Origin of the sequence: Dietzia sp. B44, from assembly GCF_014145245.1 — a bacterium.
Taxonomy (GTDB): domain Bacteria; phylum Actinomycetota; class Actinomycetes; order Mycobacteriales; family Mycobacteriaceae; genus Dietzia; species Dietzia natronolimnaea.
On sequence record NZ_JAALEF010000048.1, the window covers coordinates 1 to 11,958 of the forward strand.

Here is an 11,958-nt window from a genome sequence, read left to right on the forward strand (position 1 = left end):
CGTCGGCAGCACCGACGGGATGTTCTCCAACCCCTCGAGGCGGAGGACCTCCTCCACCAGGTCCGCGGGCAGCGTGAGGTCCGGTCGCCAGGTCGGCGGGGTGACCGCGAGCAGCACCTCGTCGTCCCCGGTGACCGTGCACCCGACCTGCTCCAGGCGGTGGCGCGCGGTGCCGGTCGGGTAGTCCACGCCGGCGACGCGGGAGGGCCTGCCCTCATCGAACGCGATGGTCGGCATGACGGGGGCGGAACCGATGTCGGTGAGCGAGGCCTCGACCGTGCCGCCGGTGATCCCGGCGAGCAGCGTCGCCGCCCGGTCCAGTGCGGCGATCGTGGCCGCGGCGTCGACACCACGCTCGTACCGCTTGCCCGCCTCACTGGGGAGCTTGTGACGGCGGATCGTCCGGAACACCGCGAGGGTGTCCCACACGGCGGCCTCGAGGAGGACGTCCGTGGTCTGCCCGGACACCTCCGTGCTCGCGCCGCCCATGACACCTGCCAGTGAGATCGGCCCGCGGTCGTCGCAGATGACCACGTCCTCGGGGTCCAGCGTCCGCTCGACGTCGTCGAGGGTCGTGAGCACCTCCCCGGACCGCGCCCGGCGGACGACGAGACCGCCCTCGAGCGTCGCGGCATCGAACGCGTGCATCGGGTGCCCGAGCTCGAGCATGACGTAGTTGGTCACGTCGACCGCCGGCGAGATCGGGCGCACGCCCGACAGCAGCAGCCGCCTGGCCATCCACCACGGTGTCCGCGCGGTGGGGTCCACTCCGGTGACCCGGCGCAGGGCGAACCGGCGGGCGCCGGACTCCTCCGTCACCTCGAGCGGCCAGGTCTCGCCCTCGGACCCGAGGCCCTGTTCGACGGCGGGATCGGCGAAGTCCAGGCCGAATCCACACGCGAGTTCGCGGGCCAGGCCGCGCGCCGACAGGCAGTACCCGCGGTCCGGGGTGACGTTGAGCTCGATGACGGTGTCGGGTCCCGCCGCCCCGGCGTCGAGGACCGGCCCGGCCGGGTCGCCGGGCTCCGCAGTGCCCTCGGCCAGGACGATGATGCCGCTGTGGTCGGATCCGATCCCCAGCTCGGACGCCGAGCAGATCATGCCCTCACTGGGCTTGCCGTACGTCTTCCGCCTGCCGATCTCGAACCCACCGGGAAGGACGGTTCCGGGCAGCGCGACGACCACCAGGTCGCCCGCCTCGAAGTTCCGCGCCCCGCAGACGATCTGCTGCGGTTCGCCGGCACCCACGTCGACCAGGCAGAAGCGGATGGGTTTCTTGAACCCCTCGAGCTCCTCGATACTGCTGACCCGACCGATCGTGAGCGGTCCCGAGATCTCGGGCAACTGCTCCGGCTCGCCCTCGACCTCGAGGCCGACGCGCACGAACCCCGCGTCGAGCTCGGCCGGGGTCACCGACCAACCGTCGTTGGCCCGCTGCAGGATCTCGGTCAGCCAGGACTGCGCAATTCGCACTGTGGGGGTCCTTGTTCTTCTCGGGTGGAAGGGGCGGTGGGTCAGGCGCGGATGCCGAAGGGCAGCGAGAACCGCACGTCCCCCTCGACCATGTCCCGCATGTCGGACAGTCCGTTGCGGAACTGCAGGGTGCGCTCGAGGCCCATGCCGAACGCGAACCCCGAGTAGACCTCCGGGTCGATGCCGCAGGCGGTCAGCACGTTGGGGTGGACCATCCCGCACCCGCCCCACTCGACCCAGCCCGCGCCCCCCTTCTTCCGCGGGAACCACACGTCGACCTCGGCAGAGGGCTCCGTGAAGGGGAAGTAGTTGGGCCGCATCCGGGTACGGGTCTCCGGTCCGAAGAGCGCGCGGGCGAAGGCGTCGAGCGCACCGCGCAGGTGCGCCATGGTCAGCCCCTTGTCGATCGCCAACCCCTCCACCTGGTGGAACACCGGGGTGTGGGTGGCGTCGAGCTCGTCCGTGCGGAACGTCCGTCCGGGGCAGGCCACGTAGATCGGCGGCTCCCGATCGAGCATCGTCCGGATCTGCACGGGCGAGGTGTGGGTGCGCAGCACCTGGCGGCTGCCCTCGGGAGCGATGTGGAAGGTGTCCTGCAGGGTGCGCGCGGGGTGGTCCGGGAGGAAGTTCAGGGCGTCGAAGTTGTAGTGCTCCGCCTCGACCTCCGGGCCCTCGGTGATCTCCCAGCCCATCGCCACGAACACGTCCGCGACCTGCTCGGTGATGATCGTGATGGGGTGCTGGGCGCCCACCGGAGCCCGACCCGACGGCACGGTCAGGTCCAGGGTCTCGGCCACGAGGACGGCGGCGTCACGCTCCGCCTGCAGCTCGGCGAGGCGGGCGTCATAGGCCTGCTGGACCCTGCCCCGCGCCACGTTGACGGCCTTTCCGGCGGAGGCCTTCTGCTCCTTGGGCAGCGAGCCGAGGGTCCGGCGTCCCAGCGCGATCGGGCTGCGGTCGCCCAGGTGGGCGGTCTTGGCGGCGGCCAGGGCGTCCAGGTCCGTGGCGGCGGCGAACGCCGCCTCGGCCTCCGCCGCGTACCCCGCCAGCGACTCCTCGTCGATCCGCACCTCGACAGCGCTCGTGTCTTCGCTCACCTGTGCTCTCGTCCTCCCTGTCACGGCGATCTCCGGCGACCGCCGGCGGCATCCCGCAACAGACTAGTCGATCGGGATCGGACCCCCCGGCCCACCTGCGCGTACCCCCTCGCCGCGAGGGGTCACCCGCTAACGCACCTCGTGAACGGCCCCGGAGTCCACCACGAGCTCGCGGGTCCCCCGGAAACCCTGGCGCATCCGCCGGTCGTGGGTCACCAGCAGGACCGTGCCGTCGAAGGCCTCCACGGCCTGCTCGAGCTGCTCGATCGCGGGTAGGTCCAGGTGGTTGGTGGGCTCGTCCAGCACGAGCAGGTTGACGCCGCGCTGCTGGAGCAGGGCCAGCGCCGCCCTGGTCCGCTCCCCCGGGGACAGGGACGCGCACGACCGGGCGACGTGCTCGCCGCCCAGTCCGAACTTGGCCAGCACCGTCCGCCCCTCGGTGGGGTCCAGACCCGCCGGGTCCGCGGCCACGCAGAACCTGTCCAGCAGGGGCCCCGGGCCACCGAACTCCGCGCGGGCCTGGTCGACGCGACCCGCCGCGACGCCGGCTCCCGTGCTCACCCGCCCGGTGTCCGGGAGCCGATCGCCCGCGAGCAGACCCAGCAGCGTGGACTTGCCGGAACCGTTGGCGCCGGAGATCAGCACCCGGTCCCCCGAGTCGATCTGCAGGGTCACCGGACCGAGCGCGAAGTCACCGCGGCGGACGACGGCGTCGGACAACACCGCCACGACCGACCCCGACCGGGGCGCGGTCGCGATCTCCATCTGCAGCTGCCACTCCTTGCGCGGTTCGGCCACCACGTCGAGCCGCTCCATCGCACGCTCGGTCTGGGAGATCTTGGCGGCCTGCTTCTCCGACCGCTGGCCGGCCCGGTTGCGGATGTGCTTGTCCTTCTCGGCATCCTTGCCGCCCGACTTGCGCATGGTGTTGCGGACGCCCTTGTCGAGCCACGTCTTCTGGGTCTGCATGCGGTCCTTGAGCTGACCGACCCGGCCCGCGTACTCCTCGTATGCCTCGCGCGCCCGCTGCCGCGCCAGCGCGCGCTCGGCGAGATACGACTCGTATCCTCCGTCGAACACCGTGATCTGCCGCTGGGCCGAGTCGAGCTCGACGATCCCGGTCACACACCTGGCCAGGAACTCACGGTCGTGACTGACCACCACCATCGGACGCCGCTCGGTCCGCATGAAGTCCTCCAACACCGCGAGCCCCGCCAGGTCGAGGTCGTTGGTCGGCTCGTCCAGCAGCAGGATCTCGTACTGGCTGAGCAGCACGGCGGCGAGGGTGACACGGGCGGCCTGGCCGCCCGAGAGCGCCGACATCGGCAGACCCAGAACGGCGACGTCCAATCCGAGCCGGGCGGCGGTCACCGGGATCCGCTCGTCCAGGTCTCCACCGCCGAGGGCCAACCATCGCTCGAGGGCGTCGCCGTAGGCGTCGGCGGCCGAGTCCGAGTCCGCCATCTGCAGCGCGAGTGCGTCCATGTGCTCCTGCGCGTCGGCGACCCCGGTGGCGCGGTGCAGGAAGTCGCGCACCTCCTCGTCGTCGTGGCGCTCCACCTCCTGACGGAGGAACCCCACCGTCGCGTGCGGTGGGCTGACGGTGACCGTCCCCGACATCTCGGCGTCGGGCGCGCCGGCGAGGGCGTGGAGCAGAGTCGATTTGCCGGCGCCGTTGGGTCCGGTGAGCCCCCAGACGTCACCCTCGGCGACGACGAGGTCGAGACCGGCGAACAGGGTCCGCGCACCTCGTGAGGCCCCCAGGCCGCGGGCGGTGAGGGTGGCGGTCACGAGGCGGCGGCCTGCAGGCGCGCGCTGGTGTGGAGGCAGATCGAGGCAGCGGTGACGATGTTCAGGCTCTCGGCCCGCCCGCGGAGGGGGATGCGCACGCGGACGTCGGCAGCGTCGGCCAGCGCGTCGGGGACGCCGTGCGCCTCGTTTCCGAAGACCCACGCGGTCGGCCGGGACAGCACGTCGTCGGCGTGTTCGATGTCCACCTCACCGTCGCCGGTGGCCACCGCGACCTGGAGGCCCAGCCGGTGGGCGCGGTCGACCAGGTCCGTCTCGGCGATCCCGCGCACCACGGGGAGATGGAAGAGGCTGCCGGCGGAGGCGCGGACCGCCTTGGTGTTCTCCGGATCCACCGCGCCCCCGGTGAGCCACACGGCGTCGGCGCCGAGTGCGTCCGAGACGCGGATGAGGGTGCCGACGTTCCCCGGTTCGGCCAGCGCCTGGCCCACCGCGACGAGGCGCACAGACCCCTCGTCCGGGTCCCCGGGGTCGCGGACGACCGACCGGCACAGCGCGACGATGCCCGTGGGCGAGACGGTGTCCGACAGCGCCCTGATCGCACGGTCGGTCACCACGGAGACGGTGACCCCGGATGCCGATGCGGTGGTCACGAGGGTGGCGAACCGGTCGAGCGAGTCCGGGCCGCAGAACACCTCGATCGCCGCCCCGGTCGTCAGGGCCGACTCGACCGAGTTGGCCCCCTCCGCGAGGAAGCGCCCGGCCTTGCGCCGGGCGGCCGCGCGGTGGAGCTTGGATGCGGAAACGACCCGCGGTGTCCGTTCGGTGAACGGATCCGCGGGTCGTCCGGTGCCCTCCCCGGGCAGGGTGCTGTGCGTCACATTCGCAGACGTCAGGCAGCCGGCGCGTTGACGTCGGCCGGCAGGGCCTTGCGCGCGACCTCGATGAGCGCCGTGAAGGCGGCCGGGTCGGTGACGGCCAGGTCGGCGAGTACCTTGCGGTCCACCTCGACGCCCGCGAGCTTGAGGCCCTGGACGAAGCGGTTGTAGGTCATGTCGTTGGCGCGGGCCGCCGCGTTGATGCGGGTGATCCACAGCTTCCGGAAGTCGCCCTTGCGCGCGCGACGGTCACGGTAGCTGTAGGTCATCGAGTGGAGCATCTGCTCCTTGGCCTTGCGGTACAGCCGCGAACGCTGCCCGCGGTAGCCCTTGGTGGACTCGAGTACGGTCCGACGCTTCTTCTGGGCGTTGACTGCCCTCTTCACGCGTGCCACTGATCAATCCTCACTGGTTTGGGTCGGTCGCTCGTGGGCGACCGGAAGTTTCTTCGAAGGTGGGAGGGCTCAGAGCCCGAGAAGCCGCTTGATGCGGGGGACGTCGGCCGGGGCGACATCCGTACGGCCGTCGAGGCGACGGGTGCGCTTGGTGGGCTTCTTCTCCATGATGTGGCGACGGTTGGCCTGCTGGCGGACCAGCTTGCCGGTTCCGGTCTTCCGGAAGCGCTTGGCGGTGCCCTTGTGGGTCTTCATCTTCGGCATGATCGGTCTTCCTCACATGGTTCGTCCCGGAAGGCCCGGTGGGACCTCGGGTGTGCGGACGTCGGGCGTCCGTGGTCTGGGCGGCGGAGGGCCTATTCGGAAGCGGGGTCCGTGACCTTGGACTCCTGCGCCTTGGCGCGGGTCTTGGCGCCCTTGTGGGGGGCGACGACCATGGTCATGTTACGGCCGTCCTGCTTGGCACTGGTCTCGACGTATCCGTATTCGGTGATGTCGTCCGCCAGCCGCTGGAGCAGCCGGTACCCGAGCTCGGGGCGGGACTGCTCGCGACCGCGGAACATGATCGTCACCTTGACCTTGGAGCCCTTCTCGAGGAAACGGACGACGTTCCCCTTCTTGGTCTCGTAGTCATGGGTGTCGATCTTGGGCCGGAGCTTCTGCTCCTTGACCACGGTCTGCTGCTGGTTCTTCCGCGACTCGCGCTCTTTCTGCGCCGCCTCGTACTTGAACTTTCCGTAGTCCATGATCTTGCAGACCGGCGGGCGCGCGGTGGGCGCGACCTCGACGAGGTCCAGATCGGCCTCGAGGGCCAGACGAAGTGCATCCTCGACACGAACGATCCCCACCTGCTCGCCCCCGGGGCCGACGAGTCGGACTTCGGGGACACGGATTCGTTCGTTGATACGTGCTTCGGCGCTGATGGGCCCTCCTCGGTAGATGGTGCTCTGTCCGCGACCGCTCGCGCGGTCGCGCATCCGCCCTCGAGGTACCCACGGCACCACCGGACACACCGGCGATACCGAGAAGGCCCCACGGCACGGATACCGGGGGGCCTCTCACTCCTCACCCGTCGACGAGACGTCTCCGCGATACGCTCGCAGACCCCTCGTCGGGGGTGGTGACCATCAAACAACCCAGGGCGTCGGATGGTGGGAGATCGGGCTCCTCTTGGACGTCGGAACCCACCACGAAGCGGATTCCCACAGTCGGAGCAGAACTCTACCAGGATTCCCGGGGACCCCCAAACCGGTCCGACCGCCCGGAGTCGCCCGGCCCGTGGGACAGTGTTCGGCATGAACACCGACCACCCCGCGTCCACAGATCCCGCCGCCGACGCGACCGCAGAGAGTTCTCTCGAGGACCATCTCGACGCCCGCGAGGTCGAGATCGTCGAACTCGCCGACGTCCCCGCCCAGGAGATCATCTTCCGCTCGATCGTCGTGCTGATGAGCGCCGCGGCGGAGAAGCTGGGGCTGTCCGACGACGACCCGACCGCGAGCCCGCATCTCGACCTCGACGAATCGCGCAAGCTGATCACCTCGCTCGCCGGACTCGTGACCGGGTCCGCCGAGTACCTCGGGCCGCAGGCCAGCGTGGTGCGGGATGGTCTCCAGGGGTTGCAGCGCGCGTTCCGCGAGGCCAGCGCGTTCCCCGACGAGCCCGGCGAGGGTCCTGGCGAGAAGTTCACCGGCCCCGTCTACTGACCCCCGACTGCCCGACGCCGGGGTACGCGACGCCACGGTCGCACCCTCCGGCGTCGGGTCAGCGCAGGGCCCGTGCCTTGCGTGCCGCCTTGGCCGCGGTCTTGTCCGACGCCGTCTTCCTCGCGGGCGCCTTCTTCGCGGGCGCCTTCGTGGCCGCGGCCTTGCTCGCCGCCGCCTTCTTGGCGGGCGCACCATCGACCGACACCGGGACGGTCCGGGATCCCTCCGGGCCCTCCTGCGTGACCGGGAGGACCTGCGCGAGGAAGCGACCGGTGTGACTCTCCGGCACCGCCGCGACCTGTTCGGGGGTGCCCTCGGCCACGACGACGCCACCGCCGGCGCCACCCTCGGGCCCCATGTCGATCACCCAGTCGGCGCTCTTGATCACGTCGAGGTTGTGTTCGATCACGATGACGGTGTTGCCCTTGTCGACCAGCCCCTGGATCACCAGGAGGAGCTTGGTGATGTCCTCGAAGTGCAGACCCGTGGTGGGCTCGTCGAGGATGTAGACGGTCCGTCCACTCGACCGCTTCTGCAGCTCGGCCGCGAGTTTGACCCGCTGCGCCTCACCGCCGGACAGCGTGGGTGCCGACTGGCCCAGACGCACGTACCCCAGGCCGACCTGCGAGAGGGTCTTGAGGTACCGGTGGATCGAGGTGATCGGCTCGAAGAACTCGCACGCCTCCTCGATGGGCATGTCGAGCACCTCGGCGATGGTCTTGCCCTTGTAGTGCACCTCGAGGGTCTCGCGGTTGTACCGGGCGCCGTGACACACCTCGCACGGGACGTAGACGTCCGGCAGGAAGTTCATCTCGATCTTGAGCGTGCCGTCCCCCTGACACGCCTCGCAACGGCCGCCCTTGACGTTGAACGAGAACCGCCCCTGCTTGTAGCCCCGGACCTTGGCCTCGGTGGTCGCCGCGAACAACGTCCGGATCTTGTCGAACACCCCGGTGTACGTGGCCGGGTTGGACCGCGGGGTGCGACCGATCGGTGACTGGTCCACCTGGACCAGCTTGTCGAACGACTCCACCCCGTCGATGCGGGAGTGCCGTCCGGGAACCTGGCGCGCCCGGTTGAGCTGGTTGGCCAGCGAGGTGGCGAGGATGTCGTTGACGAGCGTGGACTTGCCCGAGCCGGACACGCCGGTGACGGCACACAGCACACCGCCCGGGAACACCACGTCGACGTTCTTGAGATTGTTCTCGCGTGCCCCGCGCACGTGGAGGACCTTCTCCGGGTTCAGTCCACGCCGCGTGTCGGGCACCGCGATCGACCGCCGCCCCGCCAGGTAGTCACCCGTGAGCGACTCCTCGCTGGCCAGCAGCCCCTCGTAGTCCCCGGAGTGCACCACCCGTCCGCCGTGTTCGCCGGCCAGGGGTCCGATGTCCACGATCCAGTCCGCCGCGCGGATGGTGTCCTCGTCGTGCTCCACCACGAGCAGCGTGTTCCCCAGGTCCCTCAGCCGGACGAGAGTGTCGATCAGGCGACGGTTGTCCCGCTGGTGCAGACCGATGGACGGCTCGTCGAGCACGTAGAGCACGCCGGCGAGACCGGACCCGATCTGGGTGGCCAACCGGATGCGCTGGGCCTCCCCGCCGGACAGGCTGCCCGCCACCCGGTCCAGGGACAGGTAGTCCAGTCCCACGTCGAGGAGGAAACCCATGCGGGCCTGGATCTCCTTGAGGACCCGGCCGGCGATCATCGCCTGGCGGGAGTCCAGTTCGAGGCCGTCCAGGAACTCGGCGCAGTCCGCGACCGACATCCGGGAGATGTCGGCGATCGACCGGTCACGCCCGCCGGGGCCGGTCATCGTGACGGCGAGGATCTCCGGCTTGAGACGGGTCCCCTCACAGGCGGGGCACGGCACCTCCCGCATGTACCCCTGGTAGCGCTCCTTCTGCGACTCCGACTCCGTCTGCTCCAGTCGGCGTTTGAGGAACGACATGACGCCCTCGAACTTGGCGTCGTAGGTCCGGACCCGGCCGTAGCGGTTCTTGTACCGCACCCGGACCTTCGTCGACGCCCCTCCGAGCACCGCCTTGCGCACCTTGGCGGGCAGGTCCTGCCAGGGGGTGCGCAGGTCGAAGCCCAGGTCGTCGGCCAGTCCCGAGAGCAACTGCTGGAAGTAGTCGGCGCTCTGGCCCCCCGACCACGGGGCGATCGCGCCGTCCGCCAACGACCGCTCGGGATCGGGTATCACCAGGTCGGGGTCCACCTCGAGGTGCGAGCCGAGCCCGTCGCAGACCGGGCAGGCGCCATAGGGGGAGTTGAAGGAGAACGCGCGGGGTTCCAGGTCGTCGAGCCCGATCGGGTGGCCGTTGGGGCAGGCCATGTGCTCGGAGAACCGGCGCCGCCGGCCGGGGTCGGCCTCGTCGAGGTCAACGTAGTCGATGACGATCACCCCGTCCGCCAGTCCCAGCGCGGTCTCGACGGAATCGGTGAGCCGCTGGCGGGAGGACGGTTTGGCGGCGAGGCGGTCCACGACCACCTCGATGTCGTGCTTCTCCTGCTTCTTGAGCGTCGGCGGCTCCGCGAGGGTGTGGAGTTCTCCGTCCACCCGCACGCGGTTGTACCCGTCGGCCGCGAGTTGGGCGAAGAGGTCGACGAACTCGCCCTTGCGGGTGCGCACGACCGGCGCCAGCACCTGGAACCTGGCGCCCTCCTCCCCCTCGAGGATCTGGTCGACGATCTGCTGAGGGGTCTGACGCGAGATCACCTCCCCGCACGTCGGACAGTGCGGAACACCCGCCCGCGCGTAGAGCAGACGCAGGTAGTCGTAGACCTCAGTGATGGTGCCCACCGTCGACCGGGGGTTCCGGTTGGTGGACTTCTGGTCGATCGACACCGCCGGGGAGAGTCCCTCGATGAAGTCGACGTCCGGCTTGTCCATCTGACCGAGGAACATGCGCGCGTAGGAGGAGAGGGATTCGACGTACCGACGCTGCCCCTCGGCGAAGATGGTGTCGAAGGCCAACGAGGACTTGCCGGAGCCCGACAAACCCGTGAAGACGATCAGGGAGTCGCGCGGGACGTCGATGTCCACGCCCTTGAGGTTGTGTTCCCGTGCGCCGCGGACGACCAGACGGTCCACCATGGGTACTCCTTCCGAGGGGGATGTCGCCACGGACCCGTGGCGGTGGCCGTGCGCGCCGCATGGCCGCCGTCCCGCAGACGAAGGTACCAACGAACCCCGACACGCTTACCACCACGAACCGCCGTCGCCGCCAGTAGCCTGCAATTATGTCGAATCCCACCGAGTCCGTCCCCGAGCACATCACCCTCACCGAGGGCTACTCCGGCCGCCTGGGTGGCCGCCTGACCGGTGAGCGCTGGACCGTCGGCCCGGCCCGGTTGTCCAAGATCTCCGTCGGGGAGATGGACAACAACGTCTACGTGATCGAGTCCGTCTCGACGGGCGCGGCACTCCTCGTCGACGCCGCGAACGACGCCCCCCAGCTCATCGCGCACCTGCAGGCGCACGCCCCCGGGGTGAGAGAGGTGGTCACGACCCACCTGCACGCCGACCACTGGATCGGCCTGTCGGAGACCGTCGAGGCCCTCGGCCTCACCACCATCGCCTCACCCGGTGACGCCGGGGACATCCACGTACCGACCGACCGCCACGTCTCCCACGGTGACGAGCTCGTCGTGGGGGACCTGCGCCTCGGGGTGATCGGCCTGCGGGGTCACACCCCGGACGGCATCGGGCTCCTCCTCCGCACCGAGGAGGGGACCCACCTGTTCCCCGGGGACTCCCTCTTCCCCGGCGGACCGGGCAAGACGGGCACCCGGGAGCAGTTCGACACCCTCATGGACGACCTCGAGTCCCGGGTCTTCGCCGTGCTCGAGGACGACGTGGTGGTCCACCCCGGGCACGGGGACGACACCACGCTCGGGGCCGAGCGTCCGAACCTCGGCACGTGGCGAGAGCGCGGCTGGTGACGCCCGACGGCACCGACCGACCGGCCGATCAGAATCGTTATCCGGCCCCCGTCACAGCTGATCGTCCCAGCGCATCACGCAGGTCCGTAGGGTCCGTGGCGGGGGACGATCCTCCGACCGGAGGCGCCGGGCCGGGGTTTTCACTAGGTTCGACCACGCATCCCAATTCCCAGGAGGAACGATGATCCGACGACTCGCACGACCCATGCTCGCCACGGTGTTCGTCATCGACGGCGTGGAGACGCTACGCAATCCGCAGGCCCATGTGGCCAAGGCGGCCCCGCTCGTGGACAAGGCCGCACCCCTGGTGGAGAAGGGCGAGCAGGCCGTCAACGAGCACGTGACGACCTCCGTGCCGCCGGTCACCAAGGACACCGAGACCCTGGTCAAGGCTCTCGCGGGAGTCAAGGTCGGTGCCGGTGTGCTGTTCGCGCTCGGCAAGGCCCCCCGCCTGTCGGCCCTCGCCCTCACGGCGTCGCACCTGCCCACGACCGTCACCCGCAACGACTTCTGGGCGGAGTCCGACCCCGCCGCCAAGAGCCGCAAGACCACCGGTCTGGCGACCGACGTCGCCCTGCTCGGTGCGCTCCTGCTCGCATCGGTCGACACCGCCGGCCAGCCGGGCCTGACGTGGCGTGCCCGCAAGGCCGGGGACAAGGTCTCGGCCAAGCTGCCCGGGGCCAAGGCCGAGTCCGTGGCCGCCGGCGCCGCCATC

The 11,958-nt window shown here is 70.3% G+C and carries 11 protein-coding genes; 3 read left to right on the top strand and 8 right to left on the bottom strand.

The features are described from left to right. The 7 genes from pheT to infC form a co-directional block, all read right to left on the bottom strand. Positions 1 to 1,473 (bottom strand): phenylalanine--tRNA ligase subunit beta (gene pheT / locus G6017_RS02025; RefSeq protein ID WP_182615663.1); only part of this gene is annotated, 1,473 nt, incomplete at its 3' end. A gap of 41 nt (positions 1,474 to 1,514) precedes the next feature. Beyond that, on the bottom strand, positions 1,515 to 2,570 hold the full coding sequence (gene pheS / locus G6017_RS02030; protein ID WP_095717213.1) for a phenylalanine--tRNA ligase subunit alpha: 1,056 nt from the start codon (positions 2,568 to 2,570) through the stop codon (positions 1,515 to 1,517). 129 nt (positions 2,571 to 2,699) lie between these two features. Next, a complete protein-coding gene (locus tag G6017_RS02035; protein ID WP_182615665.1) occupies positions 2,700 to 4,361 on the bottom strand; it encodes an ATP-binding cassette domain-containing protein in 1,662 nt (553 codons plus the stop codon). Beyond that, positions 4,358 to 5,200, bottom strand: coding sequence for a TrmH family RNA methyltransferase (locus tag G6017_RS02040; RefSeq protein WP_179525167.1), 843 nt, complete (start codon positions 5,198 to 5,200; stop codon positions 4,358 to 4,360). The genes G6017_RS02035 and G6017_RS02040 overlap by 4 nt, the downstream gene beginning before the upstream one ends. A gap of 11 nt (positions 5,201 to 5,211) precedes the next feature. Next, a complete protein-coding gene (gene rplT, locus G6017_RS02045) occupies positions 5,212 to 5,592 on the bottom strand; it encodes a 50S ribosomal protein L20 (RefSeq protein WP_095717216.1) in 381 nt (126 codons plus the stop codon). Positions 5,593 to 5,661: 69 nt separating this feature from the next. Beyond that, complete coding sequence (gene rpmI / locus G6017_RS02050; RefSeq protein ID WP_007630819.1) at positions 5,662 to 5,856, bottom strand: 50S ribosomal protein L35; 195 nt, start codon at positions 5,854 to 5,856, stop codon at positions 5,662 to 5,664. A 92-nt stretch (positions 5,857 to 5,948) separates the two neighbouring features. Beyond that, a complete protein-coding gene (gene infC, locus G6017_RS02055) occupies positions 5,949 to 6,569 on the bottom strand; it encodes a translation initiation factor IF-3 (RefSeq protein ID WP_182609833.1) in 621 nt (206 codons plus the stop codon). 318 nt (positions 6,570 to 6,887) lie between these two features. Here infC and G6017_RS02060 point away from each other — a divergent pair, with 318 nt between their 5' ends. Further along, positions 6,888 to 7,298 (top strand): DUF1844 domain-containing protein, encoded by a 411-nt coding sequence (locus G6017_RS02060; RefSeq protein ID WP_095717218.1) that lies wholly within the window; start codon positions 6,888 to 6,890, stop codon positions 7,296 to 7,298. Positions 7,299 to 7,356: 58 nt separating this feature from the next. Here the strand turns inward: G6017_RS02060 and uvrA are convergent, their stop codons facing one another. Beyond that, positions 7,357 to 10,395 (bottom strand): excinuclease ABC subunit UvrA, encoded by a 3,039-nt coding sequence (gene uvrA / locus G6017_RS02065; RefSeq protein ID WP_182609834.1) that lies wholly within the window; start codon positions 10,393 to 10,395, stop codon positions 7,357 to 7,359. A gap of 146 nt (positions 10,396 to 10,541) precedes the next feature. Between uvrA and G6017_RS02070 the strand changes: the two genes are divergently transcribed. Further along, positions 10,542 to 11,243, top strand: coding sequence for an MBL fold metallo-hydrolase (locus tag G6017_RS02070; RefSeq protein WP_095717220.1), 702 nt, complete (start codon positions 10,542 to 10,544; stop codon positions 11,241 to 11,243). Positions 11,244 to 11,424: 181 nt separating this feature from the next. After that, a partial coding sequence (locus tag G6017_RS02075; protein WP_182615667.1) for a DoxX family membrane protein occupies positions 11,425 to 11,958 on the top strand: 534 nt, incomplete at its 3' end.